Below are 17,034 nucleotides of genomic sequence, written 5' to 3'. Positions count from 1 at the left end.
TGCCAGCCTGCCGCCCTGCGGCCTATCCGGATGCCCTTGATGCCCCGCCTGATCACCGCCGCCCTGCTGGGTGCCCTCAGCCTGTCCGCCTGTGCCCAGGCTCCCCAACCGCCGGCCAAGCAGGAGGCGGCCGCCGCCGCACCGGCTCCCGCTTCCGGGATCAGGCCGGGCCAGGGCGCGACGCCGGACGAGCGCGCCCGGTCCGCCGTGGCGCAGCTCAATCCGCGGGTCAAGGTCGACTACGTGGGGGCGGCGCCGCTGCCGGGGTTCCGCGAGGTGATCGCCGGCGGGCAACTGCTGTACATCAGCGATGACGGCCGCTACCTGATGCAGGGTTCGGTGCTCGACCTGCAGCAGCAGGAAGACGTCATGCAGAACAGCGCCGCGTTGGCGCGGCACCGCACGCAGCTGATCGCCACCATCCCGCACAGCGAGAAGATCGTCTTCGCGCCGCCGAACGCCAAGTACACGGTCACCGTGTTCACCGACATCGAGTGCGGCTACTGCCGCAAGCTGCACGAGGAAATCGCCGAGATCAACCGCCAGGGCATCGCGGTGGAATACCTCGCGTTCCCGCGCATGGGCCTGGGCAGCCAGGACCACAAGGACATGATCTCGGTCTGGTGCGCGCCGGACCGCAAGCGCGCGCTGACCGACGCCAAGGCCGGCAAGTCGATCCCGTCGCGCGACTGCAAGAACCCGGTGACCATGGAGTTCGACGTCGGCCAGCGCATCGGCGTCAGCGGCACGCCGGCCATCTTCTCGGCCGAAGGCGTCCAGCTGGGCGGCTACCTGCCGCCGGCCGCCCTGCGGGCCAAACTGGACGAACTGGCCGCCAGGCGGGCCCCCGCCGCTCCCGCCGGCGCCGCTCCCTGACCCGACGAAGCCGGCCCTGCGCCGGCTTCGCTACAATAGCGGGCCCCGTCTGACGGCACGCCCCCACGGTTCCGGACATGATCGTCCTCGAAGGCCAACCGGCCTTGTCGCACTTCCGCCGCGCGCGGCTCGAATCCAGGCTCCAGTCGATTGCTCCGGCCGTCCGCATCCGCGGCGCCTGGCATGTCTACTTCGTCGAACCCGAGGCCGGCGCCACGCCGGACCTGGCCACGCTGCGCCGCATCCTGCAGGCCGGCGACCGGGAGGAACCGCTGGCCGACGGCGCGGTCTCGCGCTTCGTCACCCCGCGGCTGGGCACGCTGTCGCCGTGGGCGAGCAAGGCCACCGAGCTGCTGCGCGGCGCCGGCCAGCCGGTGAAGCGCGTCGAGCGCGGCCTGCGCGTCGACCTGGAAGGCTGGGACGACACGCAGCCAGCACTGGCCAAGGCGCTGCACGACCCGATGACGCAATCCCTGCTGGCCACGCGCGAGCAGGCCTCGGCGCTGTTCACCGCGCCGCCGCGCGGCGAACTGGAGCGCATCCCGCTGGCGCACCTGGAAGCGGCCAACCGCCGGCTGGGCCTGGCGCTGGCCGACGACGAAATCGACTACCTGCGCACGCGCTACACCGAGCTCGGCCGTGATCCGTCGGACGTCGAGCTGATGATGTTCGCGCAGGCGAATTCGGAGCATTGCCGCCACAAGATCTTCAACGCCAGCTGGACCATCGACGGCAAGGACCAGGACCGCTCGCTGTTCCGGATGATCAAGCACACCCATGCGCAGACGCCGGAGCACACGCTCAGCGCGTACAGCGACAACGCGGCCGTGGTGGAAGGCTATCCGGCGGCGCGCTTCCGTCCCGACGGCAGCGGCCAGTACCGCCTCGAGGCGACGCTGGATTCGGCGTTCTGCATCAAGGTGGAAACGCACAACCACCCGACCGCGATCGCGCCGTTCCCCGGCGCCAGCACCGGGGCCGGCGGCGAGATCCGCGACGAAGGCGCGACCGGCCGCGGCGGCAAGCCCAAGGCCGGCCTGACCGGCTTCTCGGTCTCGCACCTGCGCATCCCGACGCTGCCGCAGCCGTGGGAGGATCCTGATAAGAGCCGGCCGCGTGCGCTGAACCCGCGCATGGCGCCGGCGCTGGAGATCATGCTCGACGGCCCGCTCGGCGGTGCCGCGTTCAACAACGAGTTCGGCCGGCCCAACCTGCTGGGTTATTTCCGCAGCTTCGAGCTGCAGGAAGGCGAGGGCCTGACCCGCGCCTACGACAAGCCGATCATGCTGGCCGGCGGCCTGGGCGCGATCGACCGCATCCAGGTGCAGAAGAAGACGCTGTCGCCCGGCGACGCGGTGATCGTGCTCGGCGGCCCGGCGATGCTGATCGGCCTGGGCGGCGGCGCGGCCAGTTCGGTCGCCTCCGGCGAAAGCGCCGAGGACCTCGATTTCGCCAGCGTGCAGCGCGACAACCCGGAAATGGAACGCCGCTGCCAGGAAGTCATCGACCGCTGCGTGGCGATGGGCGACGACAATCCCATCCTCTGGTTCCACGACGTCGGCGCGGGCGGCCTGTCCAACGCGATTCCCGAACTGCTGCACGACTCCGGCGTGGGCGGCGTGATCGACCTGGACAAGGTGCCCAGCGACGATCCCTCCCTGTCGCCGATGCAGCTGTGGTGCAACGAATCGCAGGAGCGCTACGTGCTGGGCGTGCCGCAGGCGCGGCTGGCCGAGTTCGCGGCGATCTGCGAGCGCGAGCGGTGTCCGTTCGCGGCGGTGGGTGTGGCGACGAAGGAAGAGCGGTTGGTGGTGGGTTATGGCGCGTTGAATGATCCTTCCCTTCTCCCATCGGGAGAAGGTGCCCGGAGGGCCGATGAGGGTGCGACGAAGTCCGGAGAACAGCGCATCGCGGATGTTGCCGCGTCCGCGATTCCCTCCGGCAGCTCTACTCCGCCGAACCCTCTCCCCAACCCCTCTCCCGCAGGGAGAGGGGCTTACCCCATCGACCTGCCGATGGACGTGCTGTTCGGCAAGGCCCCGAAGATGCATCGCGACACCGCGCACCCGCCGGCACCCAGGTGGCCCGCGCTGCAGACGGAAGGCCTGGACCTGCACGAAGCCGGCCTGCGCGTGCTTGCGCATCCGACGGTCGCGTCCAAGCAGTTCCTCATCACCATCGGCGACCGCAGCGTCGGCGGCCTGACCGCGCGCGACCAGCTGGTCGGCCCGTGGCAGATGCCGGTCGCCGACTGCGCCATCACGCTGACGGGCTACGAAGGGTATGTGGGCGAAGCGATGGCGATCGGCGAACGCACGCCGCTGGCGCTGCTCGATGCCGCCGCCGCCGCCCGCATGGCGGTCGGTGAAGCCATCACCAACCTGTGCGCCGCGCCGGTGGAATCGCTGCACCGGGTCAAGCTGTCCGCCAACTGGATGGCCGCCGCCGGCCATCCGGGCGAGGACGCGCTGCTGTTCGACGCGGTCAAGGCCGTTGGCATGGAACTGTGTCCGGAGCTGGACATCAGCATTCCGGTGGGCAAGGACTCGCTGTCGATGCAGGCGCAGTGGGCCGTGATGGGTGATTCGGAATTGGTGATTGGTGAACAGCAGGAGCCGGCGGTTGCAAGCGCGTCTGCCTCTTCGAATCACGAATCACGAATCACGAATCACCGCTCCGTTTCCCCGGTGTCGCTGATCATCAGCGCCTTCGCGCCGGTCACCGACGTGCGCCAACAACTGACCCCGCTGCTGTCGCGCGAGGACGACAGCGAGCTGTGGCTGATCGGCCTGGGCGCGGGCAAGAAGCGCCTGGGCGGCTCGGTGCTGGCGCAGGTCTACCCGCAGTCCGGCGGCGATGGCGCATGGCCGGCGTTCGCCGGCGATGGCCGCGACGAACGCGTGCCGGACCTCGACGATCCGCAGCGTCTGCGCGACTTCTTCCACCTGATCGCCGACGCGCGCGAAGCCGGTCTGCTGCTGGCCTACCACGACCGCAGCGACGGCGGCGCGTTCGCCGCGCTGTGCGAGATGGCGTTCGCTTCGCACCGCGGCCTGGACATCAACCTCGACGGGTGGGGCGACGACGCGTTCCGCACGCTGTTCGCAGAAGAACTGGGTGCGGTGGTGCAGGTCGCCGACGAGGACCGTGCCGCCTTCGCCGACCTGGTCGAGCGTCACGCGCTGACCGAATGCGCGCAGCGCATCGCGCGTCCGACCACGGCGGCCACCATCCGCGTGCGGCAGGACGGCGCATCGCTGGCCGAGTGGCGCTGGGAAGAGCTGTTCGATGCTTGGTGGTCGGTCACGCACGCCATGCAGACGTTGCGCGACAACCCGGAGGCTGCCGACCAGGAGCGCGACACCGCGCGCCAGTTCGGCCGTACCGGGTTGAAGCCGAAACTGTCGTTCGATGCCGCTGACGATGTCGCCGCACCGTTCATCGCCACCGGCAAGCGGCCGAAGGTCGCGATCCTGCGCGAGCAGGGCGTCAACGGCCAGATCGAGATGGCGTCGGCGTTCGCGCGTGCCGGCTTCGACGCGTTCGACGTGCACATGAGCGACCTGATCCATGGCCGCGTGGCACTCGATGGCTTCAATGGTCTGGCCGCGTGCGGTGGCTTCAGCTACGGCGACGTGCTGGGCGCGGGTCGCGGCTGGGCGACCTCCATCCTGGAGCGCAGCGCATTGCGGGACGCATTCGCGGCGTTCTTCGCGCGCACGGACACGTTCTCGCTGGGCGTCTGCAACGGCTGCCAGATGATGAGCCAGCTGAAGGACATCATTCCCGGTGCGCAGCACTGGCCGCAGTTCCTGCGCAACCAGAGCGAGCAGTTCGAGGCGCGCGTGGCGTTGCTGGAAGTGCAGGAATCGCCGTCGGTGTTCTTCCGTGGCATGGCCGGTTCGCGCATTCCGGTGGCGGTGGCGCACGGCGAGGGCCGTGCCGCGTTCGCGAGCGCGGTCGATCAGGCCACCGCGCGCACGTCGCTGCGCTACGTGGATGGCGACGGCGCGGTGGCGACGACGTATCCGCTGAATCCGAACGGTTCGCCCGACGGCATCGCCGGCCTGACCAGCGACGACGGCCGCGCGACCATCCTGATGCCGCACCCCGAGCGCACGCCGCGCAGCGTCAACCACAGCTGGCATCCGGCCGGCTGGCCGGACGACTCGCCGTGGCTGCGCATGTTCCGCAATGCGCGGGTGTGGGTGGGGTGAGCAGGCGGTGACAGACGCCGGTCCGGGCGCCTACGGGCGGTCCCGGACCGGACGGTACTGGCCCTTGTCGCCGGACTTCGCGGCCTTGGGGTCCACGTTGGCGCACAGTTTGCCGTTGCACAAGGTGACGTCCGCGGCGTCGTAGGCCTTCAACAGCTCCGCCGATAGCTGATAGCGGCGGATCTCGTCGTAATAGTGGCGGGAAAGCCAGCCGCCGCCCAGAACGATCAGGACGAGACTGGCGAGGCAGACGCCGACGACCTTCCATAGCAGATGCCGGTAGAGTGCCCGCGCGGCGTGGATCTGCGCCGCAAGGGCATGCGAGGCGTGCCTTACGTCCTGTCCGGACGTTTCCAGGTGTGCCTGGTAGGTCGAGACGGATTGTCCTAGGCCGGCGTCGACAGTGCCTACGACACTGTCCCGCAGATGCTTCATTTCCGTGTCGGCAGCCCGGCGGAGCGTTTCAGGCAGGTGTTGCGAGATCTCCTGAAGCTGCCGGTGCGCAGCCTGCAAGCTGTCTTCGATCTGCTTCGTGCGGCGCTCGAACCGCTCCATGAGGGCTGACGCGCTGGCGACGAGGTCGGTGATCCGGTCGGTGTCCATCCCGATTTCCTTGGCAACGTTGGTGTCAGATCGAGCGTGCGATGCCGGCCGACGCCGCGACCTGTCTCTGCTCCGCACGTTGTTGTTCGGCGGCCTGGGCCAGCAGCGCCTGCTGTCGTTCTTCGGAATCCACCTGAGCCACCGCAGTCGCACTCACCCGCCTCGCGTAAGGATCGTTGGCTGCAGCCTGAGTCATCAGGCGGAAGTCGACCTGGTCGCCGGCGTCGTAGGCGGCCACCATGCGGTCGATGTAGGCGAGGGGGTCATCGCGTAACGAGACCGGCGACGATGCGGAATCGCCGGTGGGCCGCGAGGGCCAGCCACGTCCACGCTCCGGCTTGCACTGGCTGTCTTCCAGCGTGGGAGCGCGACGAAGCTCCTGGATCCGCCCGTCGATCTGTTCCAGGGGGCTGCCGGCACTGTCCCGATAGATCAGCGGTCGATCGGGCGGCACGAAGTCGCGATTTCTCTCGTCCGTCGCGCGTTGCGCCGCCAGTCGAAGCTCCCTCAGTTCGTCGTGGACTTCGTTGCCCATCAGGCCGTGCCTGACCTTGTGCATCACGTACTGGGAGCCGATCGCGGACGTGTAGGCGATGCCCGCGCCGGTGAGCTTCGTGGCCAGCGCCGCATCCGCCGCAGCCGAGCGGATGCTCTCCCGATAGGCGTCGAATTCGGGCTGGTTTTGCTGGTAGAGCGCTTGGTTTTCGTGATTTATAAGTGAGTTCGGGCCGTAGACCGCCAGTTGTTCGGCGGTGCGGTGGCCGCCATGGAACTGCACCGCGCTGTGGGTGGCGTCCGGGCCGAGTGTGCGCAGATCGCCGATGAGTTCCCATCGGTTCTGCTGACTGGGTGCCGGACCCTGCTTGAGCAGTACATCGACATCCTGCTGCGTGGCGTAGACGCGTACTTCGCCGAAGTGACGGTTCGCCGCGCCTACCATGTCAGTGGCACGTACGTGGTTGATCACCTGGCTTCCACCCTCGGGTACGCCGTAGAGTCCTGCCGCTCCATAGGCATTGAAGGTCTCGCCTCGCAGGCCATATTCGTAGGCGGTGACCTGGGTGAGGAAGCCGCCCAGCGAGTGGCCGGTGACGGTAACGCTGGTCCCATCGCGCTTGGCCATCTCGATGGCCAGTTCCACCAGATCCCGCGCATCGTCCAGTTGCTGGTTCACCTTCAGCAGGGGCATCTGGGCGTCCGTGATCAGCCCGTCGCGGACCTTGTCGGTGTCGAACTCGGTGCCGGTGTGGGCGACGATGTAGTCCCCGGTGATCTTGTTCTGGTAAATGACGCCACGATAGCCAGAAGGTCTGTCAACCTCCTTGATAAGCCGGAAGGCGGTCGTGTCTAGGTTATGGTCATGCGGATCGTATGACTTATCGGACAGTCTGGCATTGGACTCGGTGAAAATCTTCACGGCTCAGTTCTTCCTTGACGACATGCTCACGATGTAGGAAACGGGATCGAGTTTCTCGATGAGCTCAGGATCAATAGGTGTCAGGCATATCTTGTCGAATTTGTCGCGCATTTCTTCCCGGCAGAACGACCTGTTTGAAGATTCAGATTTCACTTCGCTACCCAGTAGGTCGGCGGTCTGTATCAATCCTGATTGACGGGTAAGAACGGTAGCGACAGCGGAGAGCTCCCATTTGCATAAGCCAAGCCCGTAGTAGTCCTCATCGACGGGCCAGTCGAGAAAAATGTGGCCACTGTAGGTGTTGTTTCCAGTCCGGACGAGAGAGAACCCCCTCTCGTAGCGGGAGCCGGGGGTATATCCGGCGATACGGTCCGGCGTAGGCATGCAGATGACATCAGGAATACTGAAATACGCCATTCCGGAGATGTTCTCGATGTCGACCGGCGGATCGACCAGTTCCACCGTGATCTCGTAGCGTTGAGTCGGATTTGAGTTGGTTTTTGCGGTGGGCGGTTCGAATTCGCTTGCGCCCCAGCATCCCGCGATCAGGAGGGACGCGACGGTCAGGCAGGAACACAGGAATCGACGATTCACGGACTGCATCCTCGGAAGCTAGTTGAACCACCGTTGTTGGCAACGGAGGCACAGGCTTGTGCAGGCGCCAGGTTGCCAGGTGGCCGGTCCGTGAACCTGACGTCACGTGCAGGCGGAAAGAGCTGCAAGGTCAATCCTGGTGTGCCGGGCTTACGTTCGGGCAGTCTCTGCCAGGAATGCGTGAGTCGCATATGCGCACTTCCGCGAGATGCCGGAGCGCCAGGTGGGTATCGCGTTCGGAAGGTACGTGCCGGAACGCGAACTGGACGGAATAGAAGGCATCGTTGCCTTCGATGGTCTTCGACCAGAAGTGTTCCGGTGTGCCGGTTGCAGGATTCAACGGGCATACGTGCTGCCACAACGCGTACATGTATCCATCCTCCTCCCCCGCATCGATCTTGACAGCGTTCGCGCCGGGGCAGGCACCGGCAAGGCTGGCTGCAAGCCGTTGCTGGAATCCGTCCGCCGGCATCCGTGCGCCGTGGAAGACCTGGGTGGTGACCATGCGCGTCCAGCGTTCAACGGATTCATCCGATGGCACCATTTCGCTCATTCTCATCTGGCCTTGTCGAGTGTGGTAACCGATCTTGTAGCCGTGCGGCAACGCCTGAAGCAGATTTTCTCCCTGCATTGCGCTGTCTGCGATCGCCGATGCAGCGGGAAAAAGAGCGGAAACAAGAAGTGCGAAGCGGAAATGCGTCATAAGGCCTCCTTGGCCAGCGGATAGCATGTCAGGGGATGGGAGCTACCATCATCTTCTGGGTGAGCAAGCGGTCCTCGTGGGCGTACAGTGTGGCTTTCGCTACGTACGATGTTTCATGAGCCTGCCTGGCGTTTGTATCAGATGCACATCGGCGCGTGCCACTAACATTCTGACGGCATGTCCCGAGATCGCGCGTGCAGCGCACCTCCATGGGTGGGGCCGCAGGTACTTGTCTTGAGGGTAAGGCTACGGCGTGGCGGCATCGTCGCAAGCGAGAGCCGGCGCGGTAATCCTGTCCCAGGGGCACGGGGCTGCCTCGCAAGGTTCTCCTCGCGCCACGCTTCGCGCGGCGCGACAGCCCGTCCCGTCCGGACCTGATAAAGTCCGGGCCTTCAAGGAGGCCTTCCGTGAACGCAGTCGTGTCCGACCCCTCGCTGTCCGACGACGAACGCATCGTCGCCGCCCTGCTGGCCCGCGGGCGGCTGAAAGAGGCCGACCTGGCGCGGGCGCGGCGGTTGCAGGAAGAGGCCGGCGGCGGCCTGCTGGCGCTGCTGTCGCGATTGGGCCTGGTGTCCGAACGCGACCACGCGGAGACGGCGGCCGAGGTGCTCGGCCTGCCGCTGGTCAACGCCAAGGACGCACCCGATGTGCCGCCGGAATCGGTGGCGCTGTCGCTGCGCTTCCTCAAGCAGTTCCATGTCTGCCCGGTGGGCGAGGACGAGGGCCATGTCGACCTGTTGATGGCCGACCCGCAGGACCACTACGCGATCGAAGCCGTGCGGCTGGCGACCGGTCGTGCGGTGCGGCCGCGGGTGGCGCTGCGGTCGGAGATCAGCGACCTGATCGAACGCTATTACGGGCAGGGCCGCAGTGCGATGGGCGCCATCGTCGAGAACGCCGACGGCGAGACCACCGCCGACCTTGACGACGTCGAACACCTGCGCGACCTGGCGTCGGAAGCGCCGGTCATCCGCCTGGTCAACCTGGTGATCCAGCGGGCGGTCGAACTGCGCGCGTCCGACATCCACATCGAACCGTTCGAGAACCGCCTGAAGGTGCGTTACCGCATCGACGGCGTGCTGGAGGAAGGCGAAAGCCCGCCGGCCAACCTCACTGCCGCCGTGATCAGCCGCGTCAAGATCATGGCCAAGCTCAACATCGCCGAGCGTCGTCTGCCTCAGGACGGCCGCATCATGCTGCGCGTGCAGGGCAAGGAACTCGACCTGCGCGTGTCCACGGTACCCACCGCGCATGGCGAGAGCGTGGTGATGCGCCTGCTCGACCGCGAGACGGTCGTGTTCGATTTCAAGAAGCTCGGCTTCACCGATGCCTTCCTGCCGCAGTTCCAGAAAGTGCTGGAGCAGCCGCACGGCATCCTGCTGGTCACCGGCCCCACCGGCTCGGGCAAGACCACCACGTTGTACACCGCGCTGAGCAAGCTCAACACGCCCGACGTCAAGATCATCACCGTCGAGGATCCGGTCGAGTACCAGATCGAGGGCATCAACCAGATCCAGGCCAAGCCGCAGATCGGGCTGGACTTCGCCCACGCGCTGCGCAGCATCGTGCGCCAGGACCCGGACATCATCATGATCGGCGAAATGCGCGACTTGGAAACCGCACGCATCGCCATCCAGTCCGCACTCACCGGCCACCTGGTGCTCAGCACGCTGCACACCAACAACGCGGCAGGCGGCATCACCCGCATGCTCGACATGGGCGTGGAGGACTACCTGATGACCTCCACCATCAACGGCATCCTCGCCCAGCGCCTGGTGCGCCGGCTGGAGCCGACGCATGCGGAGAAGTACGCCGCGTCGCCGGAGGAAATCGAGAAGTTCCACCTGCGCCGCTTCCAGCCGGAGGGCGAGATCTTCCTGTACCGCCCGCGCGGCTCCGCCTTCGCGCCGACGGGTTACCTGGGCCGCACGACCATCGTCGAGTTCCTGGTGATGAACGACGAGATCCGCCGCGCGATCATGCGGCACGCCGGCATGGGCGAGATCGAACAGCTGGCGCGCGACGCCGGCATGCGCACCATGTACGAGGACGGCATCATCAAGGCGCTGACGGGCGAGACCACCATCGAGGAAGTGCTGCGCGTGACCGAGGAGGGCTGACGCGATGAACAGGATGCTGACCGTATGCCTGCTGGCGGCGATGTGGGCGATACCGATGATCGCATCAGCCGGCAAGCCTGCGCCGAAGACGCTGCAACGAGGCGATCTGCCGGCCGGCTTCGCCATCGGCAGTGGCTCGCCGTCGCTGGCGTTGCAGGTCGATGTGGTCGACGACAGGGTCGCGGCATCCGCGCCTGCCGGTGATACGCCCGGCAACCTGCGTGCCGCGCGCAGCGGCGACGCCACGCAGACCACGCTGATGGTCAGCAGCACGCTGCCGGTGGCGATCAAGTTCGATCTCTACGTGTCCTCCGACGGCGAACGGTTCGAGTACGCCAGCAGCTGCGGGGTCACGCCGGGGGTGTCGTCGTTCGAGATGTGGGAGCGGCCGTTCCAGGCCTTCGCGCTGGGCAATCCGCGCGTGCTGCCCAAGGGCCGCATGGCCTGCGACTGAGCCGGTCGTCCGCCGTAAAAAGAAAGGGCCCGGCAATGCCGGGCCCTTTCTCGTTCCATGCAACGTCTTACAGGTCGATACCGAAACCCACGCCGGCCGACTTCTCGTCGCCACTGAACGCGCCGCCGATGCTGAACGATGCACGCTCGCCGATCGGCTTGGAATAGCCCACCGACAACGCGTTCTCGCCGTTCTGCCAACCCGCACCCACGGCGACCCGTCCGCGCGGACTGCGGCTGCCGGCGGCGTTGATCGCCATGTTCAGCATCGCCGAGCTCATCGCGCCCATCCGGTCCAGACGGCGGTCCTGCTCGGAGAAGCGACGGTCCACGTCGCCGCGGAAGGCGTTGAAGTCGTCTTCCAGCGCCTTGACCTGGAAGTCGGCATACGCCTTCGCGCTGGCCAGCGTGCTGGCGGAGGACTGATCGGTATAGGACTGCGCACTGCTGAGCGTGTTGGCGTCGCCGGCATCGGCGTACGACGCGGCAGCGGCCGGCACGTCTGCGGCTGCGGTGGCATCGGTCGGTGCCGCGACCGCGGGTTGGCCACTGGCCACTGCGCCGCTGCCAGCGGCATCCGTGGTCGTTGCCGTGCCGCGTGTCGGTGTGGACGCACTGCCGCCGGTACCCGTTCCGGACGCCGCGTCGCCGGCGACCTGGCCCTGGCTGGCCTGGGTCGGCGGTGCGGCGCTGGCCGAGGCCGTCGTGGCGCCACTGCCCGATCCGCTGTACAGGCCGTACAACTCGTTGAGCTTCGCATCGACGGCGGTGAACGCCGCGCCCACGTTGTTGTATGACGTGCCCTGGATCGTGTAGCTCGGCGCGATGAACACACCGCCGGAGAAGCCGGCTCCGCCACCCAGTGCGCTGGCCACGAAACTCAGCTGCGACATGTTCACCGCGTCGGTGGCCTGGGTACCGGCGGCGACGTTGGTGATCTGCCGCTCGCTGCCGACGCTGCCGACCGAGACGGTGTCCTCGCGATCGGCCACGGAATCGCCACCGATCGCCACGCTGTTGTCGGCTTCCGCAGTGGCCAGGTTGCCCAGCGCCACCGCGTTGACGCCCGGGGTGTAGGCGCCACCGCCGACGGCCACCGAGTAATCGCCGGCCGCTTCGGTCGGGAGGAAGCCGAAGAATGCACCACCGACGGCCACGCTGTTGTCGCCGCTGGCGATGGCATTCGAGCCCAGCGCCGTGCTGTCGTAGTTGCTGGCCACCGCGCCGAAGCCCAGTGCGGTGGCGCTCTCCTGCGACGCCTCCGCGCCGTAGCCGAAGGCCGACGCCGCGAAGGCCGAGGCGCTGCTGTAACTGCCGATGGCGGCCGAGCCATCGCCCGAGGCATCGCTGCGGAAACCGTTCGCGGTGGCCTGCAAGCCCGACGCCGCGCTTTCCGTGCCGGACGCGGTGGCGTAGGCACCCGACGCCGTGGCGCCCGCACCGGTCGCCGTCGCACCCGTATCGCTGGCGACCGCACCCGCCCCCAGGGCCGTGGCATCGTCGGCGCTCGCTTCCGTGCTCGCGTAGACCGGATTGCCGTCTTCATCCAGCAGCGGATCGCCGTTGTCGTCGAACAACGGCCGTTGTCCGCCCACCGCGACGGCCGCCGCGCCCGTCGCCTGCGCGCCCGCGCCATTCGCGACGCTGTTGGCGCCGGTGGCGGTGGCACCGAAGCCGGTGGCGGTCGCGCCGTCCGCCAATGCGAAGGCACCCGACCCGTTCGCCGTCGCGCCGACACCTTCGGCCAGCGCGGCCGACCCGGAGGCGGTGGCGTAGTCGCCGGTGGCGGTCGCATCGTCGCTGCCGTCGCCCGCGCCGTTCGCCTTGAAGTAGCGCGTGGCGTTGCCGGACGCCTCGGCCACGGCATTCAGCTGGTCCAGGTTCACCGCGTCCGTGCCTTCCGTGCCGGCCGCCACGTTGGTGATCTGGCGTTCGGCCCCGACATCGCCGACCGATACCGTGTTCTCGCGATCGTTCCAGGAATTGGCGCCGATCGCGACGCTGTTGGTCGCCTCCGCCACCGAGTTGACACCGACCGCCACGCTGTCGTCGCCGTCGGCGTAGCTGTTGTGGCCCAGCGCGGTGCTGTATTCGCCGGTGGCCCAGGCGCCGTTGCCGAATGCCGAACCGCCCGTGCCGGTGGCACGCGTGTTGATGAGTCCGAAGAAGGTGGTGCCGCCGACCGCCGTGCTTTCGTCGCCACCCGCACTCGCACCTTCACCTACCGCCGTCGCACCGCTTCCGCCCGCCGCCGCGCCGTAACCGAAGGCCGAGGCGAAGTCGCCTGCTGCACTGCTGTAGCCGCCGACGGTGGTGGAGGCTAGGCCGTCGGCACTGCTGCGGAAGCCGACAGCGGTGGACTGTGTCTGCGTCGCAGACGCCTCGGTGCCCAGCGCGGTGGAATACGCGCCGGACGCATTCGCGCCGGCACCGATGGCGCTCGCACCGATGTCACCCGCGACGGCGCCTGCACCGACTGCCGTGGCGTCGTCCGCCGTGGCTTCGGTACTTGCAGAGACCGGATTGCCGTCTTCATCGAGCACGGGATCGCCGTTCTCGTCGAACAGCTGGCGCTGTCCGCCCACCGCAACCGATCCGGCGCCCGTCGCTTGCGCACCGGCGCCGTTGGCGACGCTGTTCCCGCCGCTGGCCGTGGCGCTGAAGCCGGTGGCGGTCGCGCCGTCCGCCAGCGCGAAGGCGCCGGAGCCGGTCGCGGTCGCGCCGACGCCTTCGGCCAGCGCGGCCGAACCGGACGCGGTGGCGTAGTCGCCGGTCGCGGTCGCATCGTCGCTGCCGTCGCCCGCGCCGTTCGCCTTGAAGTAGCGGGTGGCGTTTTCCGACGCTTCGGCGACGGCGTTGAGCTGATCGACGTTCACCGCATCGGTGCCTTCGCTGCCGGCGGCGACGTTGGTGATCTGCCGTTCGCTGCCCACATCGCCGACGGAGACGGTGTTGTCGCGATCCGCCGTGGAGTTGGCACCCAGTGCCACGCTGTTGTCGCCCAGCGCCGTGCTGTAGAAGCCCACCGCCGTGCTGTTGTCGCCACTGGCCCAGGATTCCGCGCCCAGCGCGGTGGCGTAGTCGCCCGGCGCATAGGAGAAGAAGCCCGCCGCCGTGCTTTCCAGTCCGGAGGCTTCGGCCAGGCTGCCCGCCGCCAGGCTGTAGTCGCCGGCCGCGATCGCACCGGCGCCGAAGGCCGCCGCGCTGAACCCGCTGGCCTGCGTGTAGACCAGCAAACCGAAGCCGGGAATCAGGTCCGCCGGACCACCGACCGCGACGCTGTAATCGCCGGTGGCGCCGCTGGCATGACCGAAGCTGGAGGCGTAGGAGCCGGTGGCCGTGCTGCCGTAACCGAAGGCGGAACTCGCTTCGCCGCTCGCTTCGCTGAGCACGCCGAACGACGCACTGCCCAGACCCGAGGCCAGGCTGCCGGCACCGACGGCCGTGGCCCCGAGTCCGGACGCCACGGTGTTGACGGTGATCGGATTGCCTTCGGCATCGAAGGCATCCACCTGTCCGCCGATGGCGGTGCTGGCGTCGCCGCTGGCTTCGGCGCTGCTGCCGTTCGCCACACTGTTGCTGCCCGTCGCGCTGGCGCTGAAGCCGGTCGCCGTTGCGCCGTCGGCCAGGGCGAAGGCGCCGGAACCGGTGGCGGTCGCACCGACACCTTCGGCCAGCGCGGCCGAACCGGACGCGGTGGCGTAGTCGCCCGTCGCGGTCGCGTCGTCGCTGCCGTCGCCCGCGCCGTTCGCCTTGAAATAGCGGGTGGCGTTTTCGGAGGCTTCAGCGACGTCGTTCAACTGCGCCAGATTCACGGCATCGGTGTCCTCGGTGCCTGCGGCGACATGGGTGATCTGCCGTTCGCTGCCGGCGCTGCCCACCGATACCGAGTCCTCGCGGTCGGCGACGGAGTCGCCACCGATGGCGACGCTGTTGTCGGCTTCGGCCGTCGCAAGATTGCCCAGCGCGACCGAATTGACCCCCGGGGAGTAGGCGCCGCCACCGACGGCGACCGAGTAGTCGCCCGACGCTTCGGTCGGCAGGAAGCCGAAGAACGCTCCGCCGACCGCCACGCTGTTGTCGCCACTGGCGATCGCGTTCGACCCCAGTGCGGTGCTGTCGAAGTTGCTGGCGACCGCACCGAAGCCCAGCGCCGTGGCGCTGTTGCCGCTGGCCTCGGCGCCGTAACCGAACGCCGATGCGCCGAAGTTCGACGCACTGCTGTAGCCACCGATGGCCGTGGCCGCATCGTCGGACGCATCGCTGCGGAAGCCGACCGCGGTGGCCTGGATGCCGGAAGCGGCGGCTTCGGTACCCACGGCAGACGAATAGGCACCGGAGGCATTCGCACCCGCGCCGAGCGCGCTCGCACCGGTGTCGCTGGCGACGGCGCCCGCACCGACCGCTGTGGCGTCGTCGGCCGTGGCTTCGGTGCTGGCGTAGACCGGATTGCCGTCTTCATCGAGCACGGGATCGCCGTTCTCGTCGAACAGCTGGCGCTGTCCGCCCACCGCAATCGAACCGGCACCCGTCGCTTGCGCACCGGCGCCATTGGCGACGCTGTTCTCGCCGGTGGCCGTGGCGCTGAAGCCGGTCGCCGTCGCACCGTCCGCCAGCGCGAAGGCGCCGGAGCCGGTCGCGGTCGCACCGACGCCTTCGGCCAGCGCGGCCGATCCGGATGCGGTGGCGTAGTCGCCGGTGGCGGTCGCGTCGTCGCTGCCGTCGCCGGCGCCATTCGCCTTGAAGTAGCGCGTGGCGTTTTCCGACGTGTCGGCCACGGCGTTCAACTGGTCCAGGTTCACCGCATCGGTGCCTTCGGTGCCTGCGGCGACGTTGGTGATCTGCCGTTCGCTGCCGGCGCTGCCGACGGACACGGTGTCTTCGCGGTCGGCGATCGAATCGCCGCCGAGTGCCACGCTGTTGTCGGCGCTGGCCGACGCCAGGTTGCCGATCGCCGTCGCGTTCGTGCCCGGCGCCCATGCGCCGCCACCCACCGCCGTGGAGAAATCGCCCGATGCTTCGGTCGGCAGCAAGCCGAGCAGCGAGCCGCCGACGGCGACGCTGTTGTAGCCGGTGGCGAGCGAGCCGGAACCGAGCGCCGTGCTGTCGCCGCCACGGGCGTCGGCACCGTAGCCGACCGCCGTGTCGAAACCGCCGGAAGCATTGGCGAACCCGCCGATCGCCACCGTGGCAATCCCGGTCGCCGTGCTGGTATGGCCGGCGGCCAATGCCTGCGTGCCCGAGGCGGACGACGAACTTCCGAACGCACCGGCATACGCGCCGGTTGCAGCGCTGCCCGTGCCCACGGCGCTCGCGCCGGTTCCCGTCGCAGCGGCCAGCGTGCCGACGGACGTGGCGTTCGCGCCGGTTGCGTTGCTCTGGCTGCCCAGCGCCGTCGCGCCCTGCGCGGTCGCGCTGCTGTCGTAACCCACGGCGGTCGCGTTCACGCCCTTGGCTTCGGCGTAGCCGCCGACGGCGGTCGCGCCGGCCTTGTTGGCGATGCTCTTGTAGCCGACCGCGACGGCGTGGCGGCCGGACGCGTCGACGTCATCGCCGCACGACACCGCATTTTCGCCGGGCCGTCCGTCGATGATGGGATTGCCGCGTGCATCCACGCAGAAGGCGGGCCCCGTTCCGATCTGCGGCTTGTCGTTCTGCGGCTTGCCCTTCTGCTTGTCGTGCGCGAATGCCGCGCCGGACGACACGCCCGCAAGCAGCGCCGCCGCCAACAACGTCACGCCCAGGCGCGCACGCACCGGCGCACCGGACGACAGCGCGCCATGCGCGCGCCGCGCGAACTCCGAGGCCACCACCAGCAGGCCAAGGGAGGGATTCCACACCTTGCGGTAAATCCTGTTCATCGATCACGTCCTTCATTCTGTGTTTTCGGGGGAATACGACAGCACCCGGGCCAGGGAGGCACGGGGTTCGAGGCGGACTACGTCAGGCAGGCAGACGGCGCGTCATGCGACAGGGGAGACGCATGACGACGTCGCACGAAGCGATGGGAGCGAAGAGGAGAGACGTACGGAGGTCGGACACGGACGCCGA

Annotated in this window: 9 protein-coding genes; 4 read left to right on the top strand and 5 right to left on the bottom strand. The window is 68.2% G+C overall.

Annotated features, from left to right (window positions below):
* Positions 1–39 precede the first annotated feature (39 nt).
* Entirely contained in the window at positions 40–876 is an 837-nt protein-coding gene (locus tag VGN58_RS13680) for a DsbC family protein (RefSeq protein ID WP_327483740.1), read from the top strand.
* Between the two features lie 77 nt (positions 877–953).
* Positions 954–5,093, top strand: coding sequence for a phosphoribosylformylglycinamidine synthase (gene purL, locus VGN58_RS13675; RefSeq protein WP_327483739.1), 4,140 nt, complete (start codon positions 954–956; stop codon positions 5,091–5,093).
* Between the two features lie 30 nt (positions 5,094–5,123).
* Here the strand turns inward: purL and VGN58_RS13670 are convergent, their stop codons facing one another.
* The 4 genes from VGN58_RS13670 to VGN58_RS13655 form a co-directional block, all read right to left on the bottom strand.
* Positions 5,124–5,696 carry a relaxation protein gene (locus tag VGN58_RS13670; protein WP_327483738.1) on the bottom strand — a complete coding sequence of 191 codons (573 nt, stop codon included), beginning with the start codon at positions 5,694–5,696 and terminating at the stop codon, positions 5,124–5,126.
* 25 nt (positions 5,697–5,721) lie between these two features.
* Positions 5,722–7,113 (bottom strand): hypothetical protein, encoded by a 1,392-nt coding sequence (locus VGN58_RS13665; protein ID WP_327483737.1) that lies wholly within the window; start codon positions 7,111–7,113, stop codon positions 5,722–5,724.
* Between the two features lie 3 nt (positions 7,114–7,116).
* Positions 7,117–7,707, bottom strand: a complete 591-nt coding sequence (locus VGN58_RS13660; protein ID WP_327483736.1) for a hypothetical protein — start codon at positions 7,705–7,707, stop codon at positions 7,117–7,119.
* Between the two features lie 130 nt (positions 7,708–7,837).
* Entirely contained in the window at positions 7,838–8,410 is a 573-nt protein-coding gene (locus VGN58_RS13655) for a hypothetical protein (RefSeq protein ID WP_327483735.1), read from the bottom strand.
* A gap of 407 nt (positions 8,411–8,817) precedes the next feature.
* Between VGN58_RS13655 and gspE the strand changes: the two genes are divergently transcribed.
* Entirely contained in the window at positions 8,818–10,530 is a 1,713-nt protein-coding gene (gene gspE, locus VGN58_RS13650) for a type II secretion system ATPase GspE (protein WP_327483734.1), read from the top strand.
* 4 nt (positions 10,531–10,534) lie between these two features.
* Positions 10,535–10,984, top strand: a complete 450-nt coding sequence (locus VGN58_RS13645; RefSeq protein WP_327483733.1) for a hypothetical protein — start codon at positions 10,535–10,537, stop codon at positions 10,982–10,984.
* 67 nt (positions 10,985–11,051) lie between these two features.
* Here the strand turns inward: VGN58_RS13645 and VGN58_RS13640 are convergent, their stop codons facing one another.
* Positions 11,052–16,844: an ESPR-type extended signal peptide-containing protein gene (locus tag VGN58_RS13640; RefSeq protein WP_327483732.1), complete on the bottom strand. Its 5,793-nt coding sequence runs from the start codon at positions 16,842–16,844 to the stop codon at positions 11,052–11,054.
* Positions 16,845–17,034 lie beyond the last annotated feature (190 nt).

It is taken from the genome of Pseudoxanthomonas sp., from assembly GCF_035999195.1.
Taxonomy (GTDB): Bacteria; Pseudomonadota; Gammaproteobacteria; order Xanthomonadales; family Xanthomonadaceae; genus Pseudoxanthomonas_A.
This window is presented reverse-complemented; position numbering and strand designations above follow the sequence as displayed.

What these genes read in the sequence shown, in the direction of transcription:
- VGN58_RS13680 (WP_327483740.1), top strand. Translation starts at nt 40, where the DNA reads ATGCCCCGCCTGATCACCGCCGCCCTGCTGGGTGCCCTCAGCCTGTCC.
- purL (WP_327483739.1), top strand. Translation starts at nt 954, where the DNA reads ATGATCGTCCTCGAAGGCCAACCGGCCTTGTCGCACTTCCGCCGCGCG.
- VGN58_RS13670 (WP_327483738.1), bottom strand. Translation starts at nt 5,696, where the DNA reads ATGGACACCGACCGGATCACCGACCTCGTCGCCAGCGCGTCAGCCCTC.
- VGN58_RS13655 (WP_327483735.1), bottom strand. Translation starts at nt 8,410, where the DNA reads ATGACGCATTTCCGCTTCGCACTTCTTGTTTCCGCTCTTTTTCCCGCT.
- VGN58_RS13645 (WP_327483733.1), top strand. Translation starts at nt 10,535, where the DNA reads ATGAACAGGATGCTGACCGTATGCCTGCTGGCGGCGATGTGGGCGATA.
- VGN58_RS13640 (WP_327483732.1), bottom strand. Translation starts at nt 16,844, where the DNA reads ATGAACAGGATTTACCGCAAGGTGTGGAATCCCTCCCTTGGCCTGCTG.